This is a genomic window from Sphingomonas sp. PP-F2F-A104-K0414 (assembly GCF_004340945.1).
In the GTDB taxonomy this organism is placed as follows: domain Bacteria; phylum Pseudomonadota; class Alphaproteobacteria; order Sphingomonadales; family Sphingomonadaceae; genus Sphingomonas.
Genome location: NZ_SLYD01000002.1, coordinates 470,307 through 485,580, shown reverse-complemented (window position 1 = coordinate 485,580; position 15,274 = coordinate 470,307). Strand labels below are relative to the sequence as shown.

At 63.0% G+C, this 15,274-nt stretch carries 13 protein-coding genes; 5 read left to right on the top strand and 8 right to left on the bottom strand.

What is annotated here, in order from left to right; genetic code table 11:
- Positions 1–145 precede the first annotated feature (145 nt).
- Entirely contained in the window at positions 146–1,462 is a 1,317-nt protein-coding gene (locus C8J46_RS06365) for an Nramp family divalent metal transporter (RefSeq protein WP_132736379.1), read from the top strand.
- Here C8J46_RS06365 and C8J46_RS06360 read toward each other — a convergent pair.
- The 4 genes from C8J46_RS06360 to C8J46_RS06345 form a co-directional block, all read right to left on the bottom strand.
- A complete protein-coding gene (locus C8J46_RS06360) occupies positions 1,459–2,976 on the bottom strand; it encodes an oligosaccharide flippase family protein (protein ID WP_132736376.1) in 1,518 nt (505 codons plus the stop codon). The genes C8J46_RS06365 and C8J46_RS06360 overlap by 4 nt on opposite strands.
- Before the next feature lie 121 nt (positions 2,977–3,097).
- A complete protein-coding gene (gene polA, locus C8J46_RS06355) occupies positions 3,098–5,872 on the bottom strand; it encodes a DNA polymerase I (protein ID WP_132736373.1) in 2,775 nt (924 codons plus the stop codon).
- A gap of 313 nt (positions 5,873–6,185) precedes the next feature.
- Complete coding sequence (locus C8J46_RS06350; protein WP_132736370.1) at positions 6,186–7,142, bottom strand: 2-oxoglutarate and iron-dependent oxygenase domain-containing protein; 957 nt, start codon at positions 7,140–7,142, stop codon at positions 6,186–6,188.
- Between the two features lie 123 nt (positions 7,143–7,265).
- Positions 7,266–7,763, bottom strand: coding sequence for a hypothetical protein (locus tag C8J46_RS06345; protein ID WP_132736366.1), 498 nt, complete (start codon positions 7,761–7,763; stop codon positions 7,266–7,268).
- A gap of 128 nt (positions 7,764–7,891) precedes the next feature.
- On the opposite strand from C8J46_RS06345, the gene C8J46_RS06340 reads away from it, so the two are divergent.
- Together C8J46_RS06340 and C8J46_RS06335 are read left to right on the top strand one after the other, a co-directional pair.
- Positions 7,892–9,151 (top strand): multidrug effflux MFS transporter, encoded by a 1,260-nt coding sequence (locus C8J46_RS06340; protein WP_132736363.1) that lies wholly within the window; start codon positions 7,892–7,894, stop codon positions 9,149–9,151.
- A gap of 78 nt (positions 9,152–9,229) precedes the next feature.
- Positions 9,230–9,574: a DNA primase gene (locus C8J46_RS06335; RefSeq protein ID WP_132736360.1), complete on the top strand. Its 345-nt coding sequence runs from the start codon at positions 9,230–9,232 to the stop codon at positions 9,572–9,574.
- 51 nt (positions 9,575–9,625) lie between these two features.
- Here the strand turns inward: C8J46_RS06335 and C8J46_RS06330 are convergent, their stop codons facing one another.
- Entirely contained in the window at positions 9,626–9,835 is a 210-nt protein-coding gene (locus C8J46_RS06330) for a hypothetical protein (protein WP_132736358.1), read from the bottom strand.
- A 308-nt stretch (positions 9,836–10,143) separates the two neighbouring features.
- Between C8J46_RS06330 and C8J46_RS06325 the strand changes: the two genes are divergently transcribed.
- Together C8J46_RS06325 and C8J46_RS21175 are read left to right on the top strand one after the other, a co-directional pair.
- Entirely contained in the window at positions 10,144–10,809 is a 666-nt protein-coding gene (locus tag C8J46_RS06325) for an opacity protein (protein WP_132736355.1), read from the top strand.
- A 535-nt stretch (positions 10,810–11,344) separates the two neighbouring features.
- Positions 11,345–12,148 (top strand): thermonuclease family protein, encoded by an 804-nt coding sequence (locus C8J46_RS21175; protein WP_243643243.1) that lies wholly within the window; start codon positions 11,345–11,347, stop codon positions 12,146–12,148.
- Positions 12,149–12,152: 4 nt separating this feature from the next.
- On the opposite strand, the gene C8J46_RS06315 is transcribed toward C8J46_RS21175, so the two are convergent.
- Genes C8J46_RS06315 through C8J46_RS06305 form a run of 3 tightly spaced genes read right to left on the bottom strand, consistent with a single transcriptional unit; the run spans position 12,153 to position 15,220 of the window.
- Positions 12,153–13,898 (bottom strand): ATP-binding protein, encoded by a 1,746-nt coding sequence (locus C8J46_RS06315; protein ID WP_132736352.1) that lies wholly within the window; start codon positions 13,896–13,898, stop codon positions 12,153–12,155.
- 5 nt (positions 13,899–13,903) lie between these two features.
- Complete coding sequence (locus C8J46_RS06310; protein WP_056484648.1) at positions 13,904–14,956, bottom strand: ribonucleotide-diphosphate reductase subunit beta; 1,053 nt, start codon at positions 14,954–14,956, stop codon at positions 13,904–13,906.
- A gap of 60 nt (positions 14,957–15,016) precedes the next feature.
- Positions 15,017–15,220, bottom strand: coding sequence for a hypothetical protein (locus C8J46_RS06305; RefSeq protein ID WP_132736349.1), 204 nt, complete (start codon positions 15,218–15,220; stop codon positions 15,017–15,019).
- Between the last annotated feature and the right edge of the window lie 54 nt (positions 15,221–15,274).

Below are 15,274 nucleotides of genomic sequence, written 5' to 3'. Positions count from 1 at the left end.
GGCGGCGGACGGGCGGTGACGGGCGGGGTCGACGGGTGATGTGCGGGGGGTGGGATGACGTAACGGGGGCGGGTAGGGCTGCTTGACAGCGTTCGGGTCACACCCCGCTTGTTACCTCTCGCCCCTTCCGGCAAAGCAGCCCGCGATGTCAGCCCCCAATCTCCCTGCCTCGGATTTCGCCAACTCGCTCGCCGAGAGCCACCGCACTGTCGTCGTACCCGAAGGCGCGTCGTTCTGGCGGCGGCTGTTCGCGTTCGTCGGGCCGGGCTATCTCGTCGCGGTCGGCTATATGGATCCCGGCAACTGGGCGACCGACATCGCCGGCGGCTCCGCATTCGGCTACACGCTGCTGTCGGTCGTGCTGCTGTCGAACCTGATGGCGATGGTTCTCCAGGCGTTGTCCGCACGGCTCGGCATCGTTGCCGGACTCGACCTCGCGCAAGCCTGCCGCGCGCATTATTCGAAGCCGGTCTCGGTCGCGCTCTGGTTCCTATGCGAGATCGCGATCATTGCCTGCGACCTCGCCGAAGTGCTTGGCACGGCGATCGCGCTGAAGCTGCTGTTCGGCCTGCCTTTGGTCTACGGCGTCGTCCTCACCGCGCTAGACGTGTTCCTGATCCTCGCGCTGCAACGCTTCGGCTTCCGCAAGCTGGAGGCGTTCGTCGTCGCGCTGCTCGTGATCATCGCTGGCTGCTTCATCTTCGAGCTGTTCCTGGCGCGGCCCGAATGGGCGGGCGTGCTCGGAGGTCTCGTCCCGACGACGCAGATCGTCACCAACCCGGCGATGCTCTACATCGCGATCGGCATCCTCGGCGCGACCGTGATGCCGCACAACCTGTACCTCCATTCGTCGATCGTCCAGACTCGCGCCTTCGCCAAGGACGCCGCTGGCAAGCGCGACGCGATCACGATGGCGACGATCGACGGGACGGTCGCGCTGGGGCTCGCCTTCTTCATCAACGCGGCGATCCTGATTCTCGCTGCGGCGACCTTCCACGTCGCCGGGCGGACCGACGTCGCCGAGATCGACCAGGCGTACCAGCTGCTCGCTCCGATGCTGGGGATGGGTGCGGCGAGCGTGTTGTTCGCGGTCGCGCTGCTGGCGTCGGGACAAAACTCGACGGTGACGGGCACGCTTGCCGGCCAGATCGTGATGGAGGGCTTTCTCAACCTGCGCATGCCGGTCTGGGCGCGGCGGCTGGTGACGCGGGCCCTCGCGATCATCCCGGCAGTGTTCGTGGTCGGTGCATCGGGCGATGCTGGCGCGACGAAGCTGTTGGTGCTCAGCCAGGTCGTGCTCAGCCTGCAACTCCCGTTCGCAGTAGTGCCGCTCGTCAAGTTCACCGACGATCGCACGATCATGGGCGATCTGGTCAGTCCCGCCTGGCTGAAGATTCTCGCCTGGGTGATCGCCGCGGTGATCATCGGGCTCAACGGTACGCTGTTGTACGGGATGCTTTAGGCGACCGGCGAGCCCGCGTTGGGCAAGGCGGCTTCGTCAGCCTTGGGCTTTTTGGCGAACAGTGCGCGATCGGCGGGGCCGAAAGCGTATTTCCACAGGATATAGAGATAGGTGGCCGCGATTGCCGGCTCGCCTATCGCCAGTTCGACCCATTCGTAGCGCTTGGGGAGCGCGGTGAACCCAGCTCCGACGACGATCGCGGCGAGCGCGGCCCAGACCAGCGGCCAGCGCCACGGCGACACGTTGGCGCCGAGCAGATGGCCGAGCAGCTTCGACTTGATGATCGAGGTGAGGCCAACCGAGAGCATGAGCGCGATCGCCGGGCCGGCCGCCTGATAGTTGACGGGGTAGCCTAGCGCCCGGATCGTGAAGATCAGCGCGAAGCTGAGGCCGACCTGGAACGCGAGCATTGCGGCCGAGATCATCAGGTTGCGGTGGCGGGCGATGTAGACGAGCGCGGATTCGCTGACTGCGCCGGTCGAGGCGAGCACTTCGGCGGTGAGCAGGAACGCGAGTGCGGCGGTGCCGGCGACGAATTGCGGGCCGACCACGCCCATCACCGCTTCGCCGGGAATCGAGCCCATCAGCGCGAGTCCCCCTTGCGCGGCCATGATCCAGAACGCGACCTGGCGGACCTGGTTGGCGATCGCGGCACGGTCGTTGATCGCCAGGCTGTGGGTGATGACGGGGCCGAGGATCGGGTCGAAACTGGTCTTGAGTTTCTGCGGCAGGCTCGCGACCTGCTGCGCCATGTAATAGATTCCGACGATTTTTGGCTCGAACATCACGCCGAGGATGAAGCGGTCGACGTTGCGGCTGCCCCATTCGAGGATGTCGGCACCGGCGAGCGGCACGTTGGCGCGCGCGAGCGCGTAGAGCGGGCGCAGGTGCGGCGACCAGCCGCGGGGGATGCCATAGCTGCGCAGGAACGGCACGAGGCTGGCGATCAGCGCTGCGGTCATCGACGCGACGTAGCTGAGCACGAGGCCGTCGCGGATCGTGAAATACGAGAATGCCCAAGCGGCGATCGAGATCGTCCACGGCTCGACCACCGCGCGGGCGGTGACGGCGGCCTTGACGTTGAGCCTGTACGCCAAAGCTGCGAGGCTGACGTCGGACCAGGCGATCGCGACGATGATCAGCGGCAGGAACCGGTCGAGCCCGGTGATCGCGCTGTTCGGATACATGATTTGCGGGAACGTACACAGCACCGCGCTGGCGATGAGCGATGCGACGAACGCGACCGCCATCGCGTCCCACACCACGTTGGCATGCGGACGGTCGGCACTGCTGAGTGCCTGGGCGAGGCCACGCTTGAGGCCGAGCGTGGCGAGCAGTGCTGCAAGTTCGACCACCACGACCGCGATCGCGAAGCGGCCGACGAGGTCAGGGCCGTAGATGCGGCCGGCGATGAACAGGAACGGGATGCGCGCGGCGAGGCGTAGGACGAAGCCGGCGATGTTGGTCCGACCGCCCTTGGCGAGCGTGTCGATATCCTGCGTGGCCTCGGTCACTGCGAATAGCCTCCGTCACCCCGGGCTTGTTCCGGGGTCCACGGTCCCGCATGCTCACGGGTCGGCGAGTACGCGGAACGGTGGATGCCGGAACAAGCCCGGCATGACGGGGTGGACTGGCTCAATGTGCCGCGCCCCAGCTCAGGCCGGTGCCAATTTCGATGCCGAGTGGGACGTCGAGCGTCACCGCGGGTTGCGCGGCGTTCGCCATGACCTGCTCGATCACGGGCTTGGCCGCGGCGACGTCACCTTCCGGCAGTTCGAACACGAGTTCGTCGTGGACCTGGAGGAGCATGCGGACGTTCGGCAGCCCCGCTTCGAGCAACGCCGGCCCCATCCGCACCATCGCGCGCTTGATGATGTCGGCGCTCGTCCCCTGGATCGGCGCGTTGATCGCGGCGCGTTCCGCGCCCTGACGTTCGTGCTGGATCTTCGAACGGATGCGCGGGAAGTGGGTCTTTCGGCCGAACAGCGTGGTTGTGAAACCGCTCGCGCGTACGCTCTCTGTGGTCTCGACGATGTAGTTCGAGATGCCGGGGAAACGATCGAAATAGCGGTCGATCATTGCCTGGGCCTCGTCCGCCGACACGTCGAGGCGACCGGCGAGGCCCCAGCGCGAGATGCCGTAGAGGATCGCGAAGTTGATCGTCTTCGCGCGGCCGCGGGTGTCTCGGTTGACCTCGCCGAACAGTTCCTGTGCGGTCAGCGAGTGGATGTCGTCGCCGTTGGCGAACGCGGCCTTCAGCGCGGGGACGTTCGCCATGTGCGCGGCCAGCCGCAGCTCGATCTGCGAGTAATCGGCCGCGAGGATGACGTTGCCGGGCTCGGCCACGAACGCGTCGCGGATCTGGCGACCGATCTCGGTGCGGATCGGGATGTTCTGGAGGTTCGGGTCGGTCGACGACAGCCGGCCGGTCTGCGCGCCGGTCAGCGAGTAGGACGTGTGGACGCGGCCCGTCGCCGGGTTGATCTGCGCCTGCAACGCGTCGGTGTAGGTGGATTTGAGCTTCGACAGCTGGCGCCAGTCGAGCACTTTCCGCGCGATCACGGCGCCGGGCGAGTCCTTGTCGGCCGCGATCCGTTCGAGTTCGTTGACGTCGGTCGAATAGACGCCGGACTTGCCCTTCCGCCCGCCCTTGATGCCCATCTTCTCGAACAGCACGTCGCCCAGTTGCTTGGGGCTGCCGATCGTGAACGGCGCGCCGGCGAGCGCGTGGATTTCGGTTTCCAGGCTCGCCATCTGGCCGGCGAACTCGGTCGACAGCTTCGACAGTTTGGCGGCGTCGACCTTGATCCCATGCATCTCCATCTGCGCGATGACGGGGACGAGCGGGCGGTCGACCATCTCGTACACGCGCGTCGAGCCTTCCGCGGGGAGGCGGCGCTTGAACCGGCGCCAGAGACGAAGCGTCACGTCGGCATCCTCGGCGGCGTAGCGCGTGGCGGCCTTGAGGTCGATTTCGTTGAAGGTCCGCTGTGTCTTGCCGGTGCCGACGACGTCCTTGAACGCGATGCAGCTGTGCGAGAGGTGCGTGGCGGCGAGTTCGTCCATGCCGTGGCCGTGCAGGCCAGCGTCGAGATCGAAGCTCATCACGATCGTGTCGTCGAACGGCGCGATGTTTACGCCGCCGGTGGAGGCGTAGGCGCGGCCGAGGACGATCATGTCGTATTTGAGGTTGTGGCCGATTTTCAGGATGCTCGGATCCTCCAGCAACGGCTTCAACTTCGCCAATACCACCGCGCGATCGAGCTGGACCGGGTTTTCCGCCAGCAAGTCGGTGCCGCCATGCGCGATAGGTACGTAGCAGGCGAGGTTCGGATGCAGCGCCATGCTGATCCCGACGAGGTCCGCGCGCGTGGCGTCGATGCCGGTGGTCTCGGTGTCGATCGCGATCCAGCCCTGGTGTTTCGCCACGGTGATCCAGCGATCGAGTGCGGCTTCGTCGACGACGGTTTCGTAATCGTCGTGCTTGCAGGGTTCGTCCGCGTCGAGATCGGCGGTGCTCGTGGGTGCCTCGACGGGGGCTTCGGCGACCGCGGAGAGCTTGGCGATCAGCGACTTGAAGCCGTGATGTTCGAGGAACGCGCGTAGCGGTGCGTCGGGGATGCCCTTGAGTTCGAGATCCTCAAGCGGCTCGGGCAGCGACACGTCGCATTTCAGCGTGACGAGCACCTTCGACAGCCGCGCCATCTCGGCATGCTCGATCAGATTGTCGCGCAACTTGCCTTTCTTCATGCCGTCGGCGGCGGCGAGCACGGATTCGAGATCGCCGTGTTCGAGGATAAGCTTCGCCGCGGTCTTGGGGCCGACACCGGGCACGCCGGGGACGTTGTCGACGCTGTCGCCCATCAGCGCGAGCACGTCGCCGAGTTGCGCGGGGGAGACGCCGTGGAATTTCTCCGCGACATGCTCCGCGCCGAGCCGGCGGTTGTTCATCGTGTCGTACATGTCGAGGCCGGGCTCGATCAGCTGCATCAGATCCTTGTCGGACGATACGATCGTGACTTCCCAGCCCTGCGCGAGCGCGGCCTTCGAGTAGCAGGCGATGATGTCGTCGGCTTCGAGTCCCTCGGTTTCGATGCAGGGGAGGCTGAACGCGCGCGTGGCGTCGCGGATCATCGGGAACTGGGGGACGAGATCCTCGGGTGGGGGAGGGCGCTGCGCCTTGTACTTGTCGTAGAGATCGTTGCGGAACGTCTTCGACGACTTGTCGAGGATGACCGCCATGTGGGTCGGGCCGTCGGCGGCGTGGACCTCGTCCGCGAGCTTCCACAGCATCGTCGTATAGCCGTACACCGCACCGACCGGCTCGCCATGCTTGTTGGTGAGCGGCGGCAGCCGGTGATAGGCGCGGAAGATATAGCCGGAGCCGTCGACGAGATAGAGATGGGGCATCGCGCGCGGTCTAGCGGATGCTGGGGCGGGCTCCAATGGCGGAAGCGTGGTTGTTGGGTATCAGGCGCGGAGAAAAGCGGTGGGGGGATGGGGAGCGCTTTAGCGGTCCCGAGAGATGCGCCACCCCGGCGGAGGCCGGGGCCCAGTTGAGAAACGGCGATAACAGAGCGGTGCGTGTCGTTACGACCACCTTTCCAACTGGGCCCCGGCCTTCGCCGGGGTGGTGCAGTGGTCAGTGCCAGCGCTTTTTTGTTCTCCCGCGAAGGCGGGAGCCCAGTCTGGATCCCCGCCTTCGCGGGGAAACATGATGCCTCTACTTCTTGATCAGCCCGATCTCGACCAGTCTCTCGTACAGGTAATCATGCGCGGTGATCGGGTTCGGATAGCGGTTCGCGTTGTCCGGCGTGATCGTGCCGGGCAGCGTCTCGATCAGGAAGTCCGGCGCGGGGTGCAGGAAGAACGGCATCGAATAGCGCGAGTGACCGCGGCGTTCGGGGGGCGGGTTGACGACGCGGTGCGTGGTCGAGGGTAGCACGTTGTTGGTCAGGCGCTGGAGCATGTCGCCGACGTTGACGACCATCGCGCCCTCGGGCGGCTTGATCGACAGCCAGCGTCCGGTGGCTCGGTCGAGCAGTTCGAGGCCGGCTTCCTCTGCACCGAGCAGCAGCGTGATGAGGTTGATGTCCTCATGTGCGCCGGCACGGACTCCTTCGGCATCGGCGGGGATAGGCGGGTAATGGAGCAGACGCAGGATGCTGTTGCCGTCCTTTACCGCCGGGTCGAACCAGTCGGGCTTGAGCTTCAGGTGGCGCGCGATCGCGGACAGGAGCTTGTCGCCGGCGCGGTCGAATGCGGCGAACAGTTCGAGGAAGACCGGCTTGAAACCCTCGGGGCGCGTCGGCCAGACGTTCGGCGCCATCGTGTCGGCATAGCGATGACCCTCGGGGAGTTCGCGGCCGACGTGCCAGAATTCCTTGAGGTCGACGACCTTGGCGTCCTTGGCGATCTCGGTCTTGAACGGCGTGTAGCCGCGCGCGCCGCCGCCGCCGGGGATATGATAGCCGCGCTTCTCGTCCTCGGGGAGGTCGAACAGGAGTTTCGTCTCAGCCCAGGCGCGCTCGATCAGGTCGGCGGGGATGCCGTGGTCGGCGACGATCGCGAAGCCGAACCGCTCGAACGATTCGCCGAATGCGGCGGCGAAACCATCGGGGTCGGTGTCCTGCGTGGCGAGGCTGAGCGTCGGGACCTGGGCGGCGGGCGTATCGAGCATGGGGTGCGTGTCCGGTTTGGGGGACGCCTGATATAGGGGATTGAGCAGGCGGTGCCAAATGCCTGGGTTAGGCTGCGTTTACATTTTGAACGATCCTCCCCCTGGCTGTGGAGGATGGGAGCCTCAGCCGCTGATGACGATCGTGCCGGTCGCCTTATCCTTGCCGTCGGGGGCGAGTTCGAGGCGGAAGGGTTTGTTTTCGTCGGTCGTCCCGATCAGGTTCGCGCCCTCGGGATGCACCTGATAGCCGACCTTGCCGAGCCGCGCGGCGAACCAGTCGCGGACGATCGTCGGGGTGGCCGGGCTGGCGAACGCCACCCGCAACCCGCCGGCCTTGTCGTCGCCGACGATGTTGAGCGTCTTGATCGACGAGCCTGGATACAGCCGCACGCCGTTGAGATCGAAATTGCCGGTATCGATCTTGATCTTCGGCAGCTTCACCGAGCCCTGAAAGCCGGGGACGTCGATCTTCATCTCGCCGGTCTCACCGTTGATCGCGCCGAGGACGTTGCCGCCGTCGGCGTTGATCGAGACCGACGCACCTTCGTTCGAGCGATCGCAGGCGGACAGTGCGAGCGCGCCGGCAAGGCTGACGGTGGCGAGCAGAAGCGGGCGGATCATGGCTTTCTCCGATGTGTATTGGTATGATAATACAGATAGGAGGCATCAACGTATCGCGCAATCATCGCCGAACCGCGCCGGTTAGCGGGTTTCGCAAGACCGGCCGAGCGGGTAAAGGCGCAGGCATCATGCAGACCCAGGATCCCCAATCCGACGCGCCAGCGATGCGCGGCGCGCCGATCGGTTTCGTCGAGTTCGTCGCGCTCGTCGCCTCGCTGATGTCGCTGACCGCGCTCGGCATCGACTCGATGCTGCCCGCGCTGCCGGCGATCGGCGACTCGCTCGGCGTTGCGACCGAGAACGGGCGGCAGTTCGTGGTGACCGCGTTCGTGATCGGCTTCGGCGTCGCGCAGCTCGTCCACGGGCCGCTCGCGGATCGGTTCGGGCGGCGGACGGTGCTATTGTGGTCGCTCGTCCTGTACATCATCGCCAACGTCGCTTGCGCGACCGCGGGGAGTTTCACGCTGTTGCTGGCCGCACGCGCATTCGGCGGTGCGGTGATTGCCGCCGCGCGGGTCGCGACGATCGCGCTGGTCCGAGACTGCTACCACGGGCGGGCGATGGCGCGGGTGATGTCGATCGCGTTCATGGTGTTCATGATCGTGCCGATCCTGGCGCCGACGTTCGGCTGGACGGTGCTCCAGTTCGGCGATTGGCGCGCGATCTTCTGGACCGTGGCGGTGCTGACGCTGGGCGTGCTGGTGTGGTTCTATCTGCGGATGCCCGAGACGCTGGCGCCCGAGAACGTCCTGCCGATTACCCCGCGCCGCATCCTTAGCGACTGGCGGCAGACGGTCGCCGATCGCAATTCGCTTGGCTACACGCTCGCCTCGACCGCCTTGATGGGGGCGCTGTATGGGTATCTCAATTCGATCCAGCAGATCATGGCGGATGTGTTTCACAAGCCGACGCTGCTCGCGCTGATCTTCGCGACGACGTCGGTGACGATGGCGGCGTGCAACCTCCTCAACTCGCGGATCGTGATGCGGCTGGGGACGCGGTTGATCAGCCACGGCGCGTTGTCGGTGTTGATCCTGGTGTCGCTGGTGCATCTGTTCGCGATTGAGATCGGGTTCGAGAAGTTGGTCAGTTTCGCGATCTTCCAGGCGCTGACGCTCGGGTGTTTCGGCCTTGCCACGTCGAACTTCTCGGCGATGGCGATGGAGAATATGGGGCGGATCGCGGGCACCGCATCGAGCGTGCAGGGATTCCTGAGCGTGACGATCGGCGCGGTGATCGGCGCGCTGATCGGGCAAGCGTTCAATGGCACGACGGTGCCGCTGGTCGCCGGGTTCCTGGTTGCCGGTCTCGCCGCGCTTCTCGCCATCCTGATCACCGAGCGGGGGCGCCTGTTCCGGCCGGCGTCGACGGCGCCGGTCCGCGCTTGAAGGAACCACCGCGCACGTCCACCGTTCGCATCCGGTAGGCCTGCATCATGCGGGCGTCCTGAACGAGGGAGTGTGACGATGGGCGGACATCAGGTGCCGAGTGCCGGTTCGGGCGACGACGGCTATGACGAAGAGGGTTATGACGAGAGCCAGCGCGCCGAGATCCTCGAGGCGACGCGCAGTGGCCCGACCGATGGCGTCATCCTGACCGATCTCGATCCGGACCTTGGCGAGGACGACATCGACGACGAGTCGATCGACGAGACCAAGATGGACTCCGAAGAGGTCGGCGAGAGCGATGCCTCGGTCACGATGGACGAAGACGACATGGACGAGGACGACGTCCAGGACGAGCTCGACGATGGCAGCATCGACGACGACGAGGACCTAAAGGATGCCGACGACGTCGCGCTGAAGCCCTAACCCACGAAACCCTGAACGACCCGCGACGCGCCAACGATCGGCGCGTCGCCGCTAACCGGTGGCGTTGGCGAGGATCGCCAGGTCCCGCGCGTTGAACGCAGCGCCCGTCGCATCGGTCTGCTCCTCCACGACATTGCTCGAAACCGCATTTCCGGCGGCTGGTTCCGGCGCGTCGCTGGCCACGTCATAGGCCGTCCACACGATACCGGCAGACCAGAACAGCGCCGCCCAGCGGCTGCGGAACAGACGTGAAAACCCCATCGATGCTGCATTGCACATCGATCGTCACCCGCTGATAAACAGATAGCGTTAATGCCGGCATCCGCTGCTTTTTGCCGCTTTTCCGCTGTATTCCGGGCTAGTTCGCCGCGGCGAAGCCATGGTTCGTTCATGTAACTGACAGGAACCGTTGCTGTAACGCAACACAGGCGAACAGTTCCCCGGCAGTTCCCCGAATGTGACGTTTTTTGTGCAACCATGTGCCCGCCGGCCTGTTTCGACTTGCCTGGACCGAACCGACGCACCGTGCAGTCGGGGATCCACGCAACACTCGAGATAAGGTCACACGCATGCGTAAGCTTTCCCTGGCAATCGCCCTCGCCGCCGCAACGGTCGCAGTTCCCGCCTTCGCGCAGGACATGTCGGCACCGGCACCCACCGACAACAGCGCACAGCCCGGCGAAGCAGCAGCTCCGGACGGCTCGAAGGCATTCGGCATCGAGCCCTACTTCGGCGTCATGGGCGGTTGGGAGCAGTTCGACAACGAGCGCGGCCACGGCATCCCGCAGGCGCTGAACGCCGACAACTCGCTCCGTCGCGGCTACAAGCCATCGGGCTCGCTGGTCCAGGGCGTGCTCGGCGTGAACGTGCCGCTCGGCCCGGTCTTCGTCGGCGCAGAAGGCAACGTGATCAAGGGCATCGATGGCAACATCGATTGGGAATACGGCGCAGCAGGCCGTTTCGGCTTCCGCGCTGGCGACAGCGGCCTGATCTACGGCAAGGTCGGCTACCAGTGGGTCAACTTCGACCATTTCTCGGCACGCTCGACCAACGGTGGCGACACCGGTCGTGACTACAGCGCGATCACCTACGGCATCGGCGCAGAAGTCGGTCCGCAGAGCATTGGCCTGAAGGGCATCACCGGCAACGCAGGCTTCCGCATCCGCGCCGAGGTCAACACCTTCGGCGACGCGCAGAGCTTCCGTCCGATGCTCGGTATCATCACGCACTTCTAAGCCTTTGCCTCGCAGGAGGTTCAAGCTGGACGCGTAACGGGGGCGGGGAGTGGTTAGGGCCATTTCCCGCCCTTCGTGTGTCTGGCGTTTCCAGTGGGTTGGCGAGTGAAGTATAGGAAGTGCAGACGCTCGCGCGATGATCGCGGGAGGGTGCGCAGGGCGCGCGGGGGCGGGGAGTGGCAGCACTTTCCGCCCTTCGCTTGTCCGGCGTTTCCGGCGTGGCGGGCGAGTGAAGTATAGGAAGTGTAGACGTTCGCACGGTCGTCGCGGGAGGGCTCATGCTGGACGCATCGCGGGGTGCGTGCACGCTGCGCTGGACTGGAGTGAGGGCTGGCATGCGTCGAACTGGGCATGTCGGCGCCGTGTAGGACAGCGAAATCTAGCACGTCCGCGAGCGGGTGCAGTGCTGGTCCGATTCATCCAGGACGTGACAGGCGCGATGTTCACGATGCGTTCGCCTCGTTTCCGACTCCGCTCGCCGCAAGACCGGGTCGCGCCAAGGTGACTTCCGCGCGCGCGCGCGTAGGCGCGAGCGATGATGGAGTATGTGTTTGATTTCATGCGGTTGCTCGGCGGCGACCGCGCTGGCGCCACGCGTGGCCGTGGGGGCTCGGCGCGCGGTACCAGGCCGGGAGTCCTGCTGCAGCTCCGCCTGGTGTTCTACGGCGTGCTGCTCGGGCTGATGATGCCGGTGATCCGCCAGATCGACTGGGCGGCGCTGGTACCGCCGGGATTGAAGATCGAATGGCCGACCGGGTTCGGTATCGCCTGGCCTGCCGGGCATCTGCGCGTGCCGGGGGGCTGGGGATGGGGTGCGGACGCGGCCAAGGCGGAGGCGTCGTCCGCTGCGGGTGCGGCCGCCAGTGCGGCGACCAAGGCGGGCGCCGCTACCACCGCGACCGGCGCGCTCGCCACTGCGGCGGGGGTCGCCAGCGCGGCGTCCTCCGCGGCGGCGCTCGCCTCCGCGCTGTCGGGGGGCAAGGCGGTCTCGGCGCGCTTCACGATCTGTGGCCACGCCAAGCGGATCGACTGCATGGTCGACGGCGACACGTTCTGGATGGCGGGCACCAAGATCCGCATCGCCGACATCGACACGCCGGAGACCCACCCGCCGCGCTGCGCCCGCGAAGCACGGCTGGGGCAGGCGGCGACACTGAAGATGCAGGCGCTGCTCAATGCCGGCCCCTTCACGCTGACCCCGATCAAGCGCGACGTCGACCGCTACGGCCGCAAACTGCGGATCGTCGAGCGGGGTGGGGTATCGCTGGGGGCGGTACTGGTCCGCCACGGACTCGCGCGCCGTTATGGTGGCGGCAAGCGCTCGCCTTGGTGTGCTTAAATATCTAGCAGGCAGAGTCTACTAGGCTGCGAATCGCCCTCACTAGTTCGAGTGGCGTATCACCCAGCTTAAGGTGCCTGCATAAACTCATCGGGGATAATTGTGTTGACCACATTTCTTGTGATTTTGCAGATAAAAGTGATATTGCTTTTTTTCCGCCAACAAGATCTCTTATCTCTGCCCCCTCTCTAACTCTCGACTCTATGAATTGCTTTGCCTTCGCCATTGCTGTCTGAAGCGCAAGGCCTCTATCATGCTTCTGATATGAGTCGGCGATTAGTTCTGGTAGGCTCTCTGCCATTTCGGCCATTACTTTCCTGAACATTTCATCGACATCTTCATAGCGAACAGGCTCTCGCGCTCTGTTTTCAATGTAAGAATGCATTAACGCTGGGTCTAAAAAGAAATTCTCGATTTCCTTTTTTTGCCAGACGGTGACAAAAAGCGCGTCCTTTTTTGCGTCTGAGATAAGTTCTGAAAATAAAACATCAGTTTTATAGTCTCTGTCCATAAACATCACGCCGGCGACTTTGCCTGCTGACGTATCGTGGAACGCCTTTGAAGCCATAGCTGCTTTAGGCCAATTGTTCATCCCTCCGATTGAAAAGTGAGGAATTCGCGAGAACCGATCATAAAACGCGTTACCCATCTTGAACGCTATTTGATCGATGAATGGGTAGTCTTTACCCTCAACAAAAAGTATGCGGCCTGACGATGCAAGCTTTGAAAGTTGAATATTTAGGTTTGTTCCGATTGCCTCCGCGACGCCCTGAGCTTGAGCATCAGATGACAATTGACGCGATCGAGATTCTCGCTTTTTAACTGAAGCGATTTCACTTGGTGAAACGTCCGCTATCATCTCCATTGAGTGCGTCGCTACTATCGTCTGCCTGTAACATTCCGCAGATAGCAGTTTAATCAATTTCCGCTGCAAATCGGCGTGTAGATAAACGTCCGGCTCATCTAGTATGACAATGGAGTCTGTATCAACGCGGGACAGAAACCATATTGTTTGTATCCAAGCTTGAAGGCCGGATCCCACTAAGGCCATTTCGCTTACAAATGGGCCATCTCTTATGGTGACACCGTAGTTATTCTTTTTTTCGCCAAGTCCGTATTCAATATCGCTAACTTGGAGATTGCTACTCCATGTATTGACTAACAGTTCTTGAAATCGAGCAAACTCAGCGGGCATGTCTGCCATCTGGTTCCGAATATGGCGATAAGATAAATATCCATTTATATGTTTCTTAAGATATTTTCTATCTCTTTGCGTCTCTTCAGACAGAAGTGCGCCGACGGGTGGCATTACGAATATATTTGTAAATTTCTTCGGTGATGCTTGCGATCTTAGATTTACTTTTTTACCGCCAGGTAAGCTCATCTGGCAATATATCTCCGATGCGTCGGATCCGATTGCAATAGTTATCGAGCAGTTGTTATTATAACGAACTTTTATGATAGCAGGATCGTGGGATTCATAATTATAGTGTATCCCACGATGCTCAATATCTAGCGTCTCGACTGAAAAGCGAAATACGGGTCCGCTTATATCAGGCGCTAAATGGTCCGGTGCCATTTCAAAAACGGCGGACGGGGACTTTTTTACCGCTGCAGAAGCGATACGTAGCGCTTCAATAAGTGTCGTCTTCCCTGCGTTATTTTGGCCTATAAGAAGGCAAAACGGAGTGAAGTCGATAGTGTGATCTTTGAATCCCCGAAAGTTTTTAAGCACTACCGACTTTATCACTTATACTACTCCGCCGCGACCGAATCGCTGAACATGTCCCGAACTTCGCTCAGGTCCACATTCGCAATCGGACCCTTCTTCGCGGTCTGGCGCTTGTCGAACGAGTCCCAGACGTCGTTCCACTGGCCCTTGGTCGCGGCCTTCGAATATTCGGTGGCGCGCTGTTCGAAGAAGTTGGCGTGCTCGACGCCGTTGAGCATCGGGGCGAGCCAGGGCAGCGGGTGCTCGTCGATCATGTAGATCGGCTTCAGGCCGAGTTGAGTCATGCGCCAGTCGGCGATGAAGCGGATGTACTTCTTGATCTCCTTGGGAGTCATGCCGTTGACCGGGCCCATCTCGAAGGCGAGGTCGATGAAATTGTCCTCGAGGCGGATCGTCGTCTGGCAGACGTCGGCGATGTCGTCCTTGACCGCCTTGGTCAGGCACTGGCGCTCCTGACAGAAGGTGTGGAACATCTTGATGATGCCCTCGCAGTGGAGGCTTTCGTCGCGGATCGACCAGGTGACGATCTGGCCCATGCCCTTCATCTTGTTGAAGCGCGGAAAGTTCATCAGCATCGCGAACGAGGCGAACAGCTGGACGCCCTCGGTGAAGCCGCCGAACATGGCGAGCGTGCGCGCGATGTCCTCGTCGTTGTCGACGGTGAACTGCTGCATGTAGTCATGCTTTTCCTTCATCTCGGCATATTCGAGGAAGGCGCCGTACTCGCTCTCGGGCATGCCGATGGTGTCGAGCAGATGGCTGTAGGCGGCGATGTGGACCGTCTCCATGTTGCTGAACGAGGTCAGCATCATCTTGATCTCGGTCGGCTTGAACACGCGGCCGTACTTTTCGTGGTAGCAATCCTGCACCTCGACATCGGCCTGCGTGAAGAAGCGGAAGATCTGCGTGAGCAGGTTGCGCTCGTGATCGCTGAGCTTCTGCGCCCAATCGCGGCAATCCTCGCCCAGGGGCACTTCCTCGGGGAGCCAGTGGAGCTGCTGCTGGCGCTTCCAGAACTCGAACGCCCAAGGGTATTCGAACGGCTTGTACTGCTTGGAGGCGTGAAGGAGGGACATGGTAGGCCTTTCGGGAGATGGGTTTTATATCGGGAAACTGGTGGGATCAGGTCGCGTGTTTCATGTCTCGGTGCTCCATTGCCACATCGCGGCGGCGGACATCGCGAGGACGATCGCGCCCGAGGTGAGCATGATGCCGATCATGCGGAACGCGTAGGTCTGTTGCTCGGTGATGCTTGGGCTACGCAACCGGAGCAGCATCGCGGTGCCGACGATTCCAAGCACGCCCGCGACCACGAACATGATAGCTGAACCATACGTCATGCGACCAACTCGCCCGGCGCGCGTTCAGCACCCGAACCCCAAACAGGAGAACGA